Source organism: Streptomyces sp. NBC_01257 (genome assembly GCF_035917255.1).
Lineage (GTDB): Bacteria > Actinomycetota > Actinomycetes > Streptomycetales > Streptomycetaceae > Streptomyces.
This window is the reverse complement of record NZ_CP108472.1, coordinates 3,520,843-3,537,755: the sequence shown is the minus strand read 5'-3', so window position 1 is coordinate 3,537,755 and position 16,913 is coordinate 3,520,843. Positions and strand designations below refer to the sequence as shown.

The window sequence follows — 16,913 nt, the reverse complement described above, 5'->3', positions numbered from 1 at the left end:
GCCGCGAGGCGAGCATGGCGGGCCGGTGTCGTACAACTGCAGAAGACAGACCCGCGTCACCCTCCGGTGGCGCGGGTCTGTTTTCGTTTGCGGGGCTGGTGGGGGTTCCGCTGGAAGCCTCATATCTCGTATGGTGGAAAACACTTTCCGAAGTGTGGCAGTCATTACCGGCTACTCGTCGGTAGGTGCGAATATCGGAAGGCGTGTCCGGAGAGAGGTGGTTTCCGCTCCGGTCACGCATAGCAATGAAGCTAAGGAAAGCGAAGGACTCGGCCATGGCAACGGCGCCCAGCGTCTCGTACTCGATGACGGTCAGGCTGGAGGTGCCCGCGAGCGGCACAGCGGTCTCCCAGCTCACCACGGCCGTGGAGTCCTCCGGTGGCTCGGTCACCGGCCTCGACGTGACCGCTTCCGGCCACGAGAAGCTGCGGATCGACGTCACGATCGCCGCCTCCTCCACCTCGCACGCCGACGAGATCGTCGAAGGTCTGCGCGACATCGAGGGCGTCGTCCTCGGCAAGGTCTCCGACCGTACGTTCCTGATGCACCTCGGCGGCAAGATCGAGATGGCGTCCAAGCACCCCATCCGCAACCGTGACGACCTCTCGATGATCTACACCCCGGGCGTGGCCCGGGTCTGCATGGCGATCGCCGAGAACCCCGAGGACGCCCGGCGCCTCACCATCAAGCGCAACTCCGTCGCAGTCGTGACGGACGGCTCCGCGGTGCTCGGCCTCGGCAACATCGGCCCGATGGCCGCCCTCCCGGTGATGGAGGGCAAGGCGGCCCTCTTCAAGCGCTTCGCGGGCATCGACGCCTGGCCGATCTGCCTGGACACCCAGGACACCGACGCCATCGTCGAGATCGTCAAGGCGATCGCCCCCGGCTTCGCGGGCATCAACCTGGAGGACATCTCGGCGCCGCGCTGCTTCGAGATCGAGGCCCGGCTGCGCGAGGCCCTGGACATCCCCGTCTTCCACGACGACCAGCACGGCACCGCCATCGTCGTCCTGGCCGCGCTGACCAACGCCCTGCGCGTGGTGGGCAAGGGCATCGGGGACGTACGGGTCGTCATGTCCGGCGCCGGAGCGGCCGGTACGGCCATCCTGAAGCTGCTCATCGCCGCGGGCGTCAAGCACACGGTCGTCGCCGACATCCACGGTGTGGTGCACGCCGGCCGCGAGGACCTGGTCTCCGCCGCCGCCGGCTCGCCGCTGCGCTGGATCGCCGACAACACCAACCCGGAGTCCGTCACCGGCACCCTCAAGGAGGCCGTCGTGGGCGCCGACGTCTTCATCGGCGTCTCGGCCCCGAACGTGCTGGACGGCGACGACGTCGCGGCCATGGCGGACGGCGCGATCGTGTTCGCGCTTGCGAACCCGGACCCCGAGGTCGACCCCGCGATCGCCCGCCGGACGGCCGCGGTCGTGGCCACCGGCCGTTCGGACTTCCCCAACCAGATCAACAACGTCCTGGTCTTCCCCGGAGTCTTCCGCGGCCTCCTGGACGCCCAGTCCCGCACCGTCAACACGGAGATGATGCTCGCCGCCGCGGGCGCCCTCGCCGATGTCGTCGCCGAGGACGAGGTGAACGCGAACTACATCATCCCGTCGGTCTTCAACGACAAGGTCGCCGGAGCGGTCGCGGGAGCCGTCCGGGACGCCGCCAAGGCGGCCGGCGCGGCTGTGACGGGCCCCACGTCCGTCTGATGTCCGGCGCGTCGCGGCTCGCGGCGCCCCAAACGCCCCTTTAGGGTGGGCGGGCGACGCGTCCCACAGAGCCCCGCATCAGGTGCGGACCGCTTTTGGGGAGTCGACGGAACGTCACCACGACGAGGCAGTGGTGCTTTTCGTGTGACTCCGGAGGGTGCCGGATTGGCTTTCCCGCCGCAGGTGGGGGCAGGATGCTTTCCCAAGGACTTCGTCCGGGGGAGACCCCACGGGGCGCGAAGGTCTCAAAAACGGACCCGGGTCCGGGCACTGTCCGAGGGCCCTGGCAGCATCGGCTTCGATCTCACGCCTCACAGGCAAGAAGAACACGGGAGTAACAACATGAACCGCAGTGAGCTGGTGGCCGCCCTGGCCGACCGCGCCGAGGTGACTCGCAAGGACGCCGACGCCGTGCTGGCCGCGCTCGCCGAGACCGTCGGTGAGATCGTCGCCAAGGGCGACGAGAAGGTCACCATCCCCGGTTTCCTGACCTTCGAGCGCACCCACCGTGCCGCTCGCACCGCTCGTAACCCGCAGACCGGCGACCCGATCAACATCCCGGCCGGCTACAGCGTGAAGGTCTCCGCGGGCTCGAAGCTCAAGGAAGCCGCCAAGGGCAAGTAACACCCCTGAGTACGACGAAGGGCGGTCACCCCGACCAGGGTGGCCGCCCTTCGGCGTACGGGCCGCAGAGGGCCGCTCCACGCCCCGCAGGCGCGTTCCCGGGGGCCCGGCCCCCGGGAACCCGTCGTCAGACCAGTGAACCGCCGGGCAGCTCGACCTTCGCGCCGAGCTTCTCCAGCTTCTCCATGAAGTTCTCGTAGCCGCGGTTGATCAGGTCGATCCCGTGGACCCGGGACGTCCCCTGGGCCGCCAGGGCGGCGATCAGGTACGAGAAACCGCCGCGCAGGTCCGGGATGACCAGATCCGCGCCCTGCAGCTTCGTCGGCCCGGAGACGACCGCGGAGTGCAGGAAGTTGCGCTGGCCGAAGCGGCAGTCGCTGCCGCCCAGGCACTCGCGGTAGAGCTGGATGTGCGCGCCCATCTGGTTGAGCGCCGAGGTGAAGCCGAGCCGGGACTCGTACACCGTCTCGTGCACGATCGACAGGCCGGCGGCCTGCGTCAGCGCCACGACCAGCGGCTGCTGCCAGTCGGTCTGGAAGCCGGGGTGCACGTCCGTCTCCAGCGCGATGGCGTTCAGCGCGCCGCCCGGGTGCCAGAAGCGGATGCCCTCGTCGTCGATCTCGAAGGCGCCGCCGACCCGGCGGAAGGTGTTCAGGAACGTCATCATCGAGCGCTGCTGGGCGCCGCGGACGTAGATGTTGCCCTCGGTCGCCAGCGCCGCGGACGCCCAGGAGGCGGCCTCCAGGCGGTCCGGGATGGCCCGGTGCGTATAACCGTCGAGCCGGTCCACACCGGTGATCCGGATGGTCCGGTCGGTGTCCATGGAGATGATCGCGCCCATCTTCTGCAGTACGCAGATGAGGTCCTCGATCTCCGGCTCCACGGCCGCGTTGGACAGCTCGGTGACGCCCTCGGCGAGCACCGCGGTCAGCAGCACCTGCTCGGTGGAGCCGACCGAGGGGTACGGCAGCCGGATCTTGGTGCCGCGCAGCCGCTGCGGGGCCTCCAGGTACTGGCCGTCCGCCCGCTTCTCGATCGTCGCGCCGAACTGGCGCAGCACGTCGAAGTGGAAGTCGATCGGCCGGCCGCCGATGTCGCAGCCGCCGAGGCCCGGGATGAACGCGTGGCCCAGCCGGTGCAGCAGCGGGCCGCAGAAGAGGATCGGGATGCGCGACGAGCCCGCGTGGGCGTCGATGTCGGCGACGTTCGCGCTCTCGACATGGGTCGGGTCGAGGAGCAGCTCACCCGGTTCGTCACCCGGACGGACCGTCACGCCGTGCAGTTGCAGCAGCCCGCGCACCACCCGGACATCGCGGATGTCCGGCACGTTGCGCAGCCGGCTGGGCCCGCTGCCGAGCAGCGCGGCGACCATTGCCTTCGGCACCAGGTTCTTGGCGCCTCGGACGCGGATCTCACCCTCCAGCGGGGTTCCGCCGTGGACAAGCAGGACATCGTCTGTGCCGGTCATGAATCTCGCGTTCCGGAGTGGTCGGGCAGGGGGCCAACCGAAAGGGTAATGGCCAGGCACCCCCCTTCCGTAAGAGAACGGGGGGTGTGCGAACGTCATGAATCCGCCACAACACGCTCTGCTCCCCCCATATTGCGGAGGGTTACCGTCCGGATGGGCGGTCGCGGCGTGCGCTCCTCGTGCATCCGTGCGCCCTGAGCTGCGCTCGGGCACCCAGGGCGACCAACAGGTCACTTGACCCCCGCGAACGCCGAAGATGCGGGATCATTTCTGCCATGACCGAGGTGTCCTCGCTCACAGGGCGGCTGCTCGTGGCCACACCCGCCCTGGCGGACCCGAATTTCGACCGTGCGGTGGTGCTGCTCCTCGACCACGACGAGGAGGGCTCGCTCGGCGTGGTCCTGAACCGCCCGACCCCCGTCGGCGTCGGTGACATCCTCGCGTCCTGGGCCGGACTGACCGGTGAGCCGGACGTCGTCTTCCAGGGCGGGCCCGTCTCCCTCGACTCGGCGCTCGGTGTCGCGGTGATCCCCGGCGACGAGGGCCCCCTGGGCTGGCGCCGGGTCCACGGGGCGATCGGCCTGGTGGACCTGGAGGCGCCCCCGGAGCTGCTGGCCGCGGCGCTCGGCTCGCTGCGGATCTTCGCCGGGTACGCCGGCTGGGGGCCCGGTCAGCTGGACACGGAGCTGTCCGAGGGCGCCTGGTACGTCGTCGAATCGGAACCGGGTGACGTGTCCTCGCCCAGCCCGGAAGGTCTCTGGCGGGCGGTACTGCGCCGCCAGCGCAGCGAACTGGCCATGATCGCCACGTATCCGGACGACCCTTCGCTGAACTGATGCCCGGGCTTTCAGTACGCTTGGCGGTTATGAGCACTCTTGAGCCCGAGCGCGGGGCAGGTACCGGAACCCTCGTGGAGCCGACGCCGCAGGTGTCGAACGGCGACGGCGACCACGAGCGCTACGCCCATTACGTTCAGAAGGACAAGATCATGGCGAGTGCCCTGGAGGGCACCCCCGTGGTCGCACTGTGCGGCAAGGTCTGGGTGCCGGGGCGCGACCCCAAGAAGTACCCGGTGTGCCCCATGTGCAAGGAGATCTACGAGTCCATGGGCGCCGGCGGCGACAAGGACAAGGGCAAGGGCGGCAAGGACAAGCAGTAGTCCCACCGCACCACGAAGAGCCCGGGAGAGCCCCCGGGGCACGCAGTCGCGTGCCCCGGGGGCTCTTCGCCGTGCGGGGGGCCGCCGGCGTTGCACGGGCTGCTTCCGAGGGTCACAGAGTGGTGGAGACCACTTGTCGGCGTCCTGGTCCGGACCTACTCTCCTGCAAGTTGTGCAGAACGAAACGAGCGTTGCGCATGATGCAACGCCTACCGGTAGGGGTTCCGGATGATGTTTTCTGCCCGAATTGCCGTTCCGGCCGCGGCGCTTGTGCTGGCCGGCCTCACCGCCACCGCCTGCGCGCCGCAGACCTCCGACACCGGCTCCAAGGAGGACGACAAGACCGGCACGCTCCGCGTCTGGCTGTTCCAGGAGGTCGGCAACAAGCCCAAGGAGAAGGTCGTCGACGCCGCGACCGCCGCCTTCCGCAAGGCCCACGAGGGCGCGAAGGTCGAGATCGAGTACATACCGGTCGAGACCCGCGCCCAGCGCGTCAAGGCCGCGTTCAACGACCCCGACAGCGCCCCCGACCTCATCGAGTACGGCAACACGGACACCGCCGGCTACGTCAAGGACGGCGGACTCGCCGATGTCAGCGCGGAGTTCGCCGCCTGGGACGACGCCAAGGACACCGACCCGACGGCCAAGGAGTCGGTGACGGTCGGCGGCAAGGTCTACGGGGCCCCGCTCTTCGTCGGCGTCCGCGCGCTCTACTACCGCACCGACGTGTTCTCCCGGATGGGCATCGAGGCGCCCAAGTCCCAGGCCGAGCTGATCTCCACCGCGAAGAAGATCCACAAGGAGCAGCCGGACCTGTACGGACTCGCCGTCGGCGGCGCGTACACCTACGGTGCGATGCCCTTCATCTGGGCCAACGGCGGCGAACTCGCCGACGGGAGCGGCAGCGCGTACAAGGCCGCCATCAACAGCGACAAGGCCCGCAAGGGCATCGAGGCCTACACCTCCCTGTTCGGCGCCGCCAACTGCCCGGCCGCCAAGTGCGCCGCCATGGGCGGCAACGCGACCGTCACCGCCTTCGCCTCAGGCAAGGCCGCCATGGCCATCGGCGGCGACTTCAGCCACGCCGCCGTCGAAGCCGGCACGGTCAAGGGCAAGTACGCCGTCGTCCCGCTGCCCGGACTCGCCGAGGGCTCCGTCGCCCCCGCGTTCGCGGGCGGGAACAACATCGGCGTGCTGAAGAGCACCAAGCACCGCACCCTGGCCGTCGGCCTGATGAAGGAACTCACCGGCAAGGCCACCCAGGCGAAGATGTTCGACGCGATGGGCTTCCTGCCGACGTACAAGGACGTACGGGCCGAAGCGGCGAAGCGCGAGCCGTTCGTCGCCCCCTTCGTCGCCACGCTCGGCGCGGGCACCAGGTTCGTCCCCGCATCGCCGGCCTGGGGACAGATCGACTCCTCGCTGATCCTGCCGACGATGTTCCAGGAGATCGTCAGCGGCCGTAAGGACGTGGCGAAGGCCTCGGACGACGCCGCGAAGAAGATGGACGCGGCGTTCGCCGACGCGGGCTGACGATGACGGCGAACAGCACGGCGTACAAAGCGCCCCCCGCACCCGGGACGGACGGCCCCCCTCTCCGCCCGCCCCGCCGCCGCGCGGCCTCACCGGCCGGGCGGCCCGGCTGGACCCCCTGGCTCTATCTGCTGCCCGCCCTCGTCCTGCTCGGCGGGCTGCTCGTCTACCCGATCTACCAACTGGGCCTGATCTCCTTCCTGGAGTACACCCAGGCCCAGGTCAGCGGCGGTGAACCCGCCACCTTCCAGGGCTTCGGCAACTACGCCACGCTCTTCGGCGACAGCCAGTTCTGGCAGGTGCTGCTGGCCACCGTCGTCTTCGCGGCGGCCTGTGTGCTGGCCACCCTGTTCACCGGCTGCGCGCTGGCCGTCCTGCTGACCCGGGTGCGGGCCGTGCCGCGGCTCGCGCTGATGATGGCCGCGCTCGGCGCCTGGGCGACCCCCGCGATCACCGGTTCGACCGTCTGGGTCTTCCTCTTCGACGCCGACCTCGGACCGGTCAACCGGGTCCTGGGGCTCGGTGACTTCTCCTGGACGTACGGGCGCTACAGCGCCTTCGCCCTGGTGCTCCTCGAAGTCCTGTGGTGCTCGTTCCCGTTCGTGATGGTCACGGTGTACGCCGGCATCCGCGCCATCCCCACCGAGGTGCTGGAGGCGGCCGCGCTGGACGGCGCCTCGCAGTGGCGGATCTGGCGGTCGGTCATGGCGCCGATGCTGCGCCCGATCCTGGTCGTCGTCACCATCCAGTCGGTGATCTGGGACTTCAAGGTCTTCACCCAGATCTACGTCATGACCAACGGCGGCGGCATCGCCGGCCAGAACCTGGTGCTCAACGTGTACGCCTACCAGAAGGCGTTCGCGTCCTCGCAGTACAGCCTCGGCTCGGCCATCGGCGTCGTGATGCTGGTGATCCTGCTGGCCGTCACGCTCGTCTATCTGCGCCTCGTGCGGCGCCAGGGGGAGGAACTGTGAGCCTGCCGTCCCTGTTGCGCGTCCGCCGGCCCGGCCGGCTCGCCGCCGAGGCCGCGGCGCTGCTGATCGCCGCCGCCGTCGCCTTCCCGCTCTACTGGATGGTGCTCTCCGCCGTCAAACCGGCGGGCGAGATCCAGTCCGCGCACCCGCGGCCGTGGACCCTGTCGCCGTCCCTGGACTCCTTCCGCCGGGTCTTCCAGCAGCAGGACTTCGGGCGCTACTTCCTCAACAGCCTGATCGTCGCCGGGACGGTCGTGATCGTCTCCGCGCTGATCGCCTTCCTGGCGGCGACGGCGGTGACCCGGTTCAGATTCCGCTTCCGCACCACGCTGCTGATCATGTTCCTGGTCGCGCAGATGGTGCCGGTCGAGGCGCTGACGATCCCGCTGTTCTTCCTGATGCGGGACTTCGGCCAGCTGAACACGCTCGGTTCGCTGATCCTGCCGCACCTCGCGTTCTCGCTGCCGTTCGCGATCTGGATGCTGCGCGGCTTCGTCAGGGCCGTTCCGGACGCCCTGGAGGAGGCCGCGTACATCGACGGGGCGAGCCGGGCCCGCTTCCTGTGGCAGATCCTCTTCCCGCTGGTCTTCCCGGGCCTCGTGGCGACCAGCGTCTTCTCGTTCATCTCGACCTGGAACGACTTCCTGTTCGCGAAGTCCTTCCTGATCAGCGACACCTCCCAGTCGACGCTCCCGATGGCGCTGCTGGTCTTCTTCAAACCCGATGAGAACGACTGGGGCGGGATCATGGCAGCCTCGACGGTGATGACCGTCCCCGTGCTGGTCTTCTTCGTACTCGTACAGCGACGCCTGGTCTCGGGACTGGGCGGAGCGGTTAAGGACTGACGTCATGAACATGGATCTGATCCCGGCCCCCGTGCGCGCCGGCGACCAGGGCCGGTACGGATTCGCGCTGGACGCGTCCACCACCGTCACGGCCGCTCCCGGCACCGAGAGCACCGAGCGCTGGCTGCGCACCACGCTCGGCGCGGCCTTCGGCCTGCCGCTCGCGCCGGGCGCCGAGGGTGCCGAGCAGTCCGTCCGGCTGCTGACCGACCCGGCCCTGGAGCCGGAGGAGTACCGGCTGACCACGTTGCCCGGCAACAGCGTCGTGATCACCGGCGGCAGCCCCGCCGGGGTCTTCTGGGGCGCCCAGACGTTGCGTCAGCTGCTGGGGCCGCAGGCGTTCCGCCGGGCACCGGCCGGCGGGGCCGCCCCGGCCGCGCTCGGGTTCACCGACATCGAGGACCGCCCCCGCTTCGGCTGGCGCGGCATGATGCTCGACGTCTCCCGGCACTTCCTGCCGAAGGCCGACGTCCTGCGCTACCTCGACCTCCTCGCCGCCCACAAGCTGAACGTCTTCCACTTCCACCTCACCGACGACCAGGGCTGGCGCGTCGAGATCAAGCGCTACCCGCGGCTGACCGAGGTCGGTGCCTGGCGCTCGCGCACCAAGTACGGCCACCGGGCGTCCGAGCTCTGGGACGAGACCCCGCACGGCGGCTACTACACCCAGGACGACATCCGCGAGATCGTCGCGTACGCCGCCGAGCGGCACATCCGGGTCGTCCCCGAGATCGACATCCCGGGCCACTCGCAGGCCGCCATCAGCGCCTACCCGGAGCTGGGCAACACCGACGTCGTCGACACCGCCGCCCTGACCGTCTGGGACACCTGGGGCGTCAACCCCAACGTGCTCGCCCCCACCGACCACACCCTGCGCTTCTTCGAGGGCGTCTTCGAGGAGATCCTGGAGCTCTTCCCCGCCGCCACCTCGCCGTTCGTCCACATCGGCGGCGACGAGTGCCCCAAGGACCAGTGGAAGCAGTCGCCGGCCGCGCAGGCCCGCATCAAGGAGCTCGGCCTGGCCGGCGAGGACGAGCTCCAGTCCTGGTTCATCCGCCACTTCGACAACTGGCTCACCGCGCGCGGCCGTCGCCTCATCGGCTGGGACGAGATCCTGGAGGGCGGTCTCGCCGACGGCGCCGCGGTCTCCTCGTGGCGCGGCTACGCGGGCGGCATCGCGGCCGCCGAGGCCGGGCACGACGTCGTGATGTGCCCGGAGCAGCAGGTGTATCTGGACCACCGTCAGCACGGCGGCCCCGACGAGCCGATGCCCATCGGATACGTCCGCACCCTGGAGGACGTCTACCGCTTCGAACCCGTGCCGCCGGCCCTCGACGAGGAGGCGGCCCGGCACGTACTCGGCGCCCAGGCCAACGTGTGGACCGAGGTCATGCAGAACCGCTCCCGCGTCGACTACCAGGTCTTCCCCCGCCTGGCGGCCTTCGCCGAGGTCGCCTGGTCGGCGCTGCCGGCCCCGGCGGACCGGGACTTCGCGGAGTTCGAGGGCCGAATGGCCACCCACTACGGGCGACTTGACGCGCTCGGCGTCGACTACCGGCCGCCGGGCGGCCCGTTGCCGTGGCAGCGGCGCCCCGGAGTCCTCGGCCGCCCGATCGAGGGAGCACCCCCGAACGTGTGAGTCCGGACACCTTCCGGTTGCCGCCACCACCGTCCCCGGGACCGTGGTGGCGGCGCCGTTCCCGGCGCGGGAATCCGCCCCGGAGCCGCCACCCGCCGGAACGGAACAAGTCGCACAACCACCCCGAAGGGCGGCAATCGGCACTCCGGGCCGAAGAGGGGCGAAACGGGAGCATCCCCCTGACCGGGTACGGATACTCCCTTCGCGGACCCTCGCGTCGGGCCGGTCCGAAGATGTGCCAGAGTTGCCACGTCCGGGCTTCGAGCACGTACCGTACGGCGAAACAGGCGGGACAGCCGGGACACCGGGAAGGGGCAGCTGGGTTGACCATGCACGCACCGCAGGCGACGCAGTCCGTCACGCTGCCCGCCTCGCTGGACGAGGCCGTGGCGGCACTCGGCGCCATGCCCGCCGCCGTACCCGTGGCAGGCGGCACGGATCTGATGGCGGCCGTCAACAAGGGGCTCCTGCGCCCCTCCGGGCTGGTCGGCCTCGGCCGGATCAGCGAGCTCCGCGGCTGGCACTACCAGGACGGCCACGCCCTGCTGGGCGCCGGCCTCACCCACGCACGCATGGGGCGGCCCGACTTCGCCGCCCTCATCCCCGCACTCGCCGCGTCCGCGCGCGCGGCGGGCCCGCCGCAGATCCGCAACGCGGGCACGCTCGGCGGCAACATCGCCACCGCCGCACCGACCGGCGACGCCCTGCCGGTCCTCGCCGCGCTGGAGGCCGAACTCGTCATCGCGGGCCCCGGCGGCGCACGCCGCGAGATCCCGGTCTCGCACCTGCTGGCCGGCCGCGAGATGCTGGAGCCCGCCGAGCTGATCGGCTTCGTCCGCGTCCCGCTGCTGCACGCCCCGCAGGTCTTCCTCAAGGCGACCGGACGCACCGGCCCCGGCCGGGCCACCGCCTCCGTCGCGATCGTGCTCGACCCGGCCCGGCGCGGAGTGCGCTGCGCGGTCGGCGCCATCGCGCCGATGCCGCTGCGGCCGCTGGAGGCCGAACGCTGGATCGCCTCGCTGATCGACTGGGACGGCGAACGGGGCCTGGCCCCCGACGCGCTGGCCGCCTTCGGCGAGTACGTCGCCGCGGCCTGCATCCCGGACCAGGCACCGCCCGCCGACGGGGGAGAGGCGCCACCGCTGCCCCCCGCCGTACTGCACCTGCGGCGCACCGTCGCCGCACTGGCCCGACGCGCGCTGGGGAGGGCACTGTCGTGAGCAACGAGGACCACGCCGATCAGCACGGGGGCTGGGAGCCGACCCCGCAGGGCGGCGAGTACGACGCCGAGGCGACCGCCTTCGTCCACCTGCCGCCCGAGGACCTGGCGAACGTGCCGCTGGCCGCGCCCGGCCAGGGCTACGTGCCGCCGATGATCCTGCCGCTGACCCCCGCGGCCGGCCTCGACCCGGCGGCCACCGGCAGCTGGGTCGTCCAGGCGCAGAACCAGCAGGACGAGCAGGGCCGGCCCGAACAGCACGAGCCCGCGGAGCAGCGGGACCAGCAGGGCCCCGGCACGGAGCCCGCGCCCGCGCCGGTGCACTGGCCGGACCCCAACCAGCAGCAGACGCCGTACGGATACCCGCAGCCCGAACCGCAGCCGTCGCAGGAGTACCCCGGCCAGTACCGCGGGACCTCGGCCGCCACCGGCCAGTGGAACTTCGCGGAGTCCGGCGGCCCCGCCGAGGCGCCCGGCCACACCGGCCAGTGGACGATCCCGGTCGCCGACGGCGAGCTCCCGGAGGAGTCCGGGGAGTTCTCGGCCTCCGCGCTGGCCGCCGGCTGGTACGCGGACCGCACCCCGCCGGCCACGCTGCCGGGCGGCGCGCCCGCACCGTGGGCGACGCAGGAGCCCGCGGCCGGCGACACCCCGGCGCTCGGGACCGACCTGGGCGGCATGCCCGACCACGCGCCCGCCGACGCGCGGGAGCCCGGCCCGGACCCGGCTGCCGACGACGCAGCCGCCGAGGTGGCCGAGGCGGAGGACCCGGAGCACCACGTCCTGTCGGACGAGGCGTCACCGGACGCCGCCCCCGAGGACGCACAGCAGTCCGCGCCGGAGCAGCCCGCCCCGGACACGGACGACGCCCCGGCGCCGGACGACGCGGTGGCGGACGACGTGGCCATGGACGCCGCGGCGCCGGACGAGGCGCCCGCAGCCCCCCTCGACCTGCCCAGCGAGCACCCCGCCGCCTCCTACGTGCTGCACGTGAACGGCGCCGACCGGCCCGTCACCGACGCCTGGATCGGCGAGTCCCTGCTCTACGTGCTGCGCGAGCGGCTCGGCCTGGCCGGTGCCAAGGACGGCTGCTCGCAGGGCGAATGCGGTGCCTGCAACGTCCAGGTGGACGGCCGTCTCGTCGCCTCCTGCCTGGTCCCCGCGGCCACGGCGGCGGGCAGCGAGGTCCGTACGGTCGAGGGCCTGGCCGTCGACGGGGAGCCGTCCGACGTCCAGCGGGCCCTGGCCGAGTGCGGCGCCGTCCAGTGCGGCTTCTGCATCCCCGGCATGGCCATGACGGTCCACGACCTGCTGGAGGGCAATCACGCCCCCAGCGAACTGGAGACCCGCCAGGCGCTCTGCGGCAACCTCTGCCGCTGTTCCGGCTACCGCGGCGTGCTCGACGCCGTGAACGAGGTCATCGCGGGCCGCGAGGCCGCCGCCGATGCGGCGCAGGAATCCGCGGACCCCGACGAGGCCCGCATCCCGCACCAGGCGGCGCCGGGCGCGGGTAGTGTGCAGGCCCATCTGCAGGACGGAGGCATGGCGTGAGCAACGACGCAGCCACCGCGGCGGGCGCGACCCACACGGCGATCAGCATCCCGTCGCTGGACGGCCCCGGCGGCCCCGACACCGAGCAGCCGCTGCTCGGCCTCGGCTCCTCCCTGCCGCCGGCCGACGCACGCGCCAAGACCGAGGGCACCTTCCCGTACGCCGCCGACCTGTGGGCCGAGGGACTGCTCTGGGCGGCCGTGCTCCGCTCCCCGCACCCGCACGCCCGCATCCTGTCCATCGACACCTCGGCCGCCGTCGGGATGCCCGGCGTCCGCGCGGTCGTCACCCACGAGGACGTGCCCGGCGAGGGCTCCTACGGGCGCCGCGTCGTCGACCGCCCCGTCTTCGCCTCCGACCTGGTCCGCCACCACGGCGAGCCGATCGCCGCGGTCGCCGCCGACCACCCGGACACCGCCCGGCTGGCCGCCGCCGCGATCGCCGTCGAGTACGAGGTGCTGGAACCGGTCACCGACCCGGAGAAGGCCTTCGCCGCCGAGCCGCTGCACCCCGACGGCAATCTGATCCGCCACATCCCGCTGCGCTACGGCGACCCGGATATCACCGGTGACGTGGTCGTCGAGGGGCTGTACCGCATCGGCCGTCAGGACCCGGCCCCGATCGGCGCCGAGGCCGGCCTCGCCGTGCCCCGCCCCGACGGCGGCGTGGAGATCTACACCGCGTCCACCGACCCGCACACCGACCGCGACCTCGCCGCCGCCTGCTTCGGCCTCGAACCCGACCGGGTGAAGGTCGTCGTCACCGGGGTGCCCGGCGCGACCGGCGACCGCGAGGACCCCGGCTTCCAGCTCCCGCTCGGCCTGCTCGCCCTGCGCACCGGCTGCCCGGTGAAGCTGGCCGCCACCCGCGAGGAGTCCTTCCTCGGCCACGCCCACCGCCACCCGACGCTGCTGCGCTACCGCCACCACGCGGACGCCGAGGGCCGTCTGGTGAAGGTCGAGGCCCAGATCCTGCTGGACTCCGGCGCGTACGCCGACTCCTCGTCGGAGTCGCTGGCCGCCGCCGTCGCGTTCGCCTGCGGTCCGTACGTCGTCCCGCACGCCTTCATCGAGGGCTGGGCGGTCCGTACGAACAACCCGCCGTCCGGCCACGTCCGGGGCGAGGGCGCGATGCAGGTCTGCGCCGCCTACGAGGGCCAGATGGACAAGCTGGCCGCCAAGCTCGGGATCGAGCCGGCCGAACTGCGGCTGCGCAACGCCCTGTCCACCGGCGACATCCTGCCCACCGGCCAGACCGTGACCTGCCCGGCACCCGTCGCCGAACTCCTGCGGTCGGTACGCGACTTCCCGCTGCCCTCGCTGCCCAAGGACTCCCCGGAGGACGACTGGCTGCTCCCGGGCGGCCCCGAGGGCGCTGGCGAGCCCGGAGCGGTGCGGCGCGGGGTCGGCTACGCACTCGGCATGGTCCACATGCTCGGAGCCGAGGGCACCGACGAGGTCTCCACGGCCACCGTCCGCGTCCACGACGGCGTCGCCACCGTCATCTGCGCCGCCGTCGAGACCGGCCAGGGCTTCTCGACGCTGGCCCGCCAGGTCGTCCAGGAGACCCTGGGCATCGAGGAGGTCCACGTGGCCTCCGTCGACACCGACCAGCCCCCCGCCGGTCCCGCCACGCACGGCCGCCACACCTGGGTCTCCGCCGGAGCGGTCGAACGCGCCGCGAAGATGGTCCGCACCCAGCTGCTCCAGCCGCTGGCCCACAAGTTCGGCATGTCCACCGAACTGCTCCAGATCGCCGACGGCAAGATCACCAGTTACGACGGGGTGCTCTCCACGACCGTCACCGAGGCGATGGACGGCAAGGAACTCTGGGCCACCGCCCAGTGCCGCCCGCACCCCACCGAGCCGCTCGACGAGTCCGGCCAGGGCGACGCCTTCGTCGGCCTCGCGTTCTGCGCGATCCGCGCGGTGGTGGACGTGGACATCGAGCTCGGCTCCGTCCGCGTCGTCGAGATGGCGATCGCCCAGGACGTCGGCCGGGTCCTCAACCCGTCCCAGCTGGCGACCCGGATCGAGGCGGGCATCACCCAGGGCATCGGGGCCGCCCTGACCGAGAACCTCCGCACCGCCCGCGGTCTGATCCGGCACCCCGATCTGACGGGCTACGCCCTGCCGACGGCGCTGGACGCCCCGGACATCCGGATCGTCAAGCTCGTCGAGGAACGCGATGTGGTGGCCCCCTTCGGCGCCAAGCCCGCCTCCGCGATCCCGGTGGTGACCTCTCCGGCCGCCGTGGCCGCGGCGGTCCGCTCGGCCACCGGCCGCCCGGTCAACCGGCTCCCGATCAGGCCCCAGGCGGCCGTCGCCGTCGCCAAGGGCTGAGCGGCCCGCCCCCGGAACGACACCGCCCGCCCCTCCGAGCGAGGGGCGGGCGGTGGTGCGTGGAGACCGTGACCGGATTCGAACCGGTGTAACTCGAGTTGCAGTCGAGCCCCTGAGCCTCTCGGGCACACGGTCGTGCGTTGCTGCGATGACTCGACCGTATGGCCGCGGCGGCCGGGTGTTCAAGGGCGCGGGCCGCCGTGCAACGCGACTGCCACACCGCGTTCACGATCGCCGGGCCGGTCCTACGACCAAGGGACGAGAGCAGGAGCGACTCTCGACAGGGTTCATCCCGGTTTTTGCCCCTTACTCTTGGGCTCATGACCGTCCTGGAACCGCGTGACGCCGACGTCTCGCCCCGCATCGAAGACATCGACCTCCCTCGCGGGACAGGCGTTCTGGGACGGACCTACCGGGCGCTCAGCATCGGCATCGTCTCCGTCGTGTTCCTGATCGCCTTCGAGGCGACCGCCGTGGGGACCGCGATGCCGGTCGCCGCCCGTGAGCTGCACGGCATCCCGCTGTACGCGTTCGCCTTCTCGGCGTACTTCACCACCAGCCTGTTCGCCATGGTGCTGTCCGGCCAGTGGGCCGACCGGCGCGGCCCACTCGCGCCGCTCGCCACCGGGATCACCGCCTTCGGGGCGGGGCTGCTGCTGTCCGGGACCGCGGGCACCATGTGGATGTTCATCGCGGGCCGGGCCGTGCAGGGGCTCGGCGGCGGGCTGGTGATCGTCGCGCTGTACGTGGTGATCAGCCGGGCCTACCCGGAGCACCTGCGCCCGGCGATCCTGGCCGCGTTCGCCGCGAGCTGGGTGATTCCGTCCGTCGTGGGGCCGCTGGCCTCCGGGAGCGTGACCGAGCACCTGGGCTGGCGCTGGGTCTTCGTCGGGATTCCGGTCCTGGTGGTCTTCCCGCTGGTCCTCGCGCTGCCCGCGATCCGGCGGACGGCCTCGGGACCGGCCGACCCGACGGCTCCCGTCGAGCCGTACGACCGCCGGCGCATCGCGCTCGCGCTGGGCATCTCGCTGGGCGCCGGACTGCTCCAGTACGCCGGGCAGGAGCGGAACTGGTTCTCCCTGCTGCCGGCCGCCGCCGGTGTGGCGCTGCTCGTCCCCGCGATCCGCGGCCTGCTGCCCCCGGGCACCGCCCGCGCCGCCCGCGGGCTGCCCGCGGTGGTGCTGCTGCGCGGGGTGGCGGCCGGATCGTTCGTCGCCGCCGAGTCGTTCGTCCCGCTGATGCTGGTCACCCAGCGCGGCATGTCCCCGACGATGGCCGGTCTCTCGCTGGCCGCCGGCGGCGGGACCTGGGCCCTGGGCTCGTACGTACAGTCCCGGCCCCGCCTGGAACCGCACCGCGAGCGGCTGATGGCCGGCGGCATGGTGCTGGTCGCCGCGGCGATCGCGGCCGCGCCCGCCGTGCTGATCGACGGGGTGCCGGTCTGGACGGTCGCCGTCGCCTGGGCCCTCGGCTGCTTCGGCATGGGCATGGTGATCGCATCGACCAGCGTGCTGCTGCTGAAGCTGTCCGCGCCGGCGGAGGCCGGGGCGAACTCCGCGGCCCTGCAGATCTCCGACGGCCTCTCGAACGTCCTTCTGCTCGCGGCGGGCGGCGCGGCGTTCGCGGCGCTCGGCGGGGGAGCGGTGGGCGTGGTGCACGAGGCGCTGGAGGCGGGCGCGTCCGGCTCGCACCCGGGGGCGTTCGCGGTGGTGTTCCTGCCGATGGCGGGGGTGGCGCTGGTGGGGGCGTGGGTGGCCACGCGGGTGCGGGAGCGATGAGCGACACCGTTCCCGTACGGGCATGAACCCGCACCTTCGCGACGTCGTGGACGAGGTGTGAGAGCCGTCGCA

At 72.0% G+C, this 16,913-nt stretch carries 13 protein-coding genes and 1 tRNA gene; 12 read left to right on the top strand and 2 right to left on the bottom strand.

Annotation, left to right across the window (positions count from 1 at the left end; all coding sequences use genetic code 11):
* The first annotated feature begins 275 nt into the window (after positions 1–275).
* Both OG408_RS15010 and OG408_RS15005 read left to right on the top strand, forming a co-directional pair.
* Positions 276–1,709 (top strand): NAD-dependent malic enzyme, encoded by a 1,434-nt coding sequence (locus OG408_RS15010; protein ID WP_266779391.1) that lies wholly within the window; start codon positions 276–278, stop codon positions 1,707–1,709.
* A 342-nt stretch (positions 1,710–2,051) separates the two neighbouring features.
* Complete coding sequence (locus OG408_RS15005; RefSeq protein WP_003968811.1) at positions 2,052–2,333, top strand: HU family DNA-binding protein; 282 nt, start codon at positions 2,052–2,054, stop codon at positions 2,331–2,333.
* Positions 2,334–2,460: 127 nt separating this feature from the next.
* On the opposite strand, the gene murA is transcribed toward OG408_RS15005, so the two are convergent.
* Positions 2,461–3,801, bottom strand: a complete 1,341-nt coding sequence (gene murA, locus OG408_RS15000) for a UDP-N-acetylglucosamine 1-carboxyvinyltransferase (RefSeq protein ID WP_266779389.1) — start codon at positions 3,799–3,801, stop codon at positions 2,461–2,463.
* A gap of 275 nt (positions 3,802–4,076) precedes the next feature.
* Between murA and OG408_RS14995 the strand changes: the two genes are divergently transcribed.
* The 9 genes from OG408_RS14995 (at position 4,077) to OG408_RS14955 (ending at position 15,063) form a co-directional block, all read left to right on the top strand.
* Positions 4,077–4,637 carry a YqgE/AlgH family protein gene (locus OG408_RS14995; RefSeq protein ID WP_266779387.1) on the top strand — a complete coding sequence of 187 codons (561 nt, stop codon included), beginning with the start codon at positions 4,077–4,079 and terminating at the stop codon, positions 4,635–4,637.
* 29 nt (positions 4,638–4,666) lie between these two features.
* On the top strand, positions 4,667–4,960 hold the full coding sequence (locus tag OG408_RS14990) for a DUF3039 domain-containing protein (RefSeq protein WP_266779385.1): 294 nt from the start codon (positions 4,667–4,669) through the stop codon (positions 4,958–4,960).
* A gap of 228 nt (positions 4,961–5,188) precedes the next feature.
* Entirely contained in the window at positions 5,189–6,493 is a 1,305-nt protein-coding gene (locus OG408_RS14985; RefSeq protein ID WP_326670281.1) for an extracellular solute-binding protein, read from the top strand.
* A gap of 2 nt (positions 6,494–6,495) precedes the next feature.
* Positions 6,496–7,467, top strand: coding sequence for a carbohydrate ABC transporter permease (locus OG408_RS14980; RefSeq protein WP_326670279.1), 972 nt, complete (start codon positions 6,496–6,498; stop codon positions 7,465–7,467).
* Positions 7,464–8,312 carry a carbohydrate ABC transporter permease gene (locus OG408_RS14975; RefSeq protein ID WP_266779379.1) on the top strand — a complete coding sequence of 283 codons (849 nt, stop codon included), beginning with the start codon at positions 7,464–7,466 and terminating at the stop codon, positions 8,310–8,312. The genes OG408_RS14980 and OG408_RS14975 overlap by 4 nt, the downstream gene beginning before the upstream one ends.
* Before the next feature lie 4 nt (positions 8,313–8,316).
* The gene (locus tag OG408_RS14970) at positions 8,317–9,951 is read left to right on the top strand and encodes a beta-N-acetylhexosaminidase (protein ID WP_326670277.1); all 1,635 of its coding nucleotides are present in this window, start codon (positions 8,317–8,319) and stop codon (positions 9,949–9,951) included.
* 323 nt (positions 9,952–10,274) lie between these two features.
* Entirely contained in the window at positions 10,275–11,171 is an 897-nt protein-coding gene (locus OG408_RS14965; protein ID WP_266779375.1) for an FAD binding domain-containing protein, read from the top strand.
* Positions 11,168–12,721, top strand: a complete 1,554-nt coding sequence (locus tag OG408_RS14960) for a 2Fe-2S iron-sulfur cluster-binding protein (protein WP_266779373.1) — start codon at positions 11,168–11,170, stop codon at positions 12,719–12,721. The genes OG408_RS14965 and OG408_RS14960 overlap by 4 nt, the downstream gene beginning before the upstream one ends.
* Entirely contained in the window at positions 12,718–15,063 is a 2,346-nt protein-coding gene (locus OG408_RS14955; RefSeq protein ID WP_326670275.1) for a xanthine dehydrogenase family protein molybdopterin-binding subunit, read from the top strand. The genes OG408_RS14960 and OG408_RS14955 overlap by 4 nt, the downstream gene beginning before the upstream one ends.
* A 60-nt stretch (positions 15,064–15,123) precedes the next feature.
* On the opposite strand, the gene OG408_RS14950 is transcribed toward OG408_RS14955, so the two are convergent.
* Positions 15,124–15,198, bottom strand: a tRNA-Cys gene (locus tag OG408_RS14950).
* 185 nt (positions 15,199–15,383) lie between these two features.
* On the opposite strand from OG408_RS14950, the gene OG408_RS14945 reads away from it, so the two are divergent.
* Positions 15,384–16,841 (top strand): MFS transporter, encoded by a 1,458-nt coding sequence (locus tag OG408_RS14945; RefSeq protein ID WP_266779362.1) that lies wholly within the window; start codon positions 15,384–15,386, stop codon positions 16,839–16,841.
* The last annotated feature ends 72 nt before the right edge of the window (positions 16,842–16,913 follow it).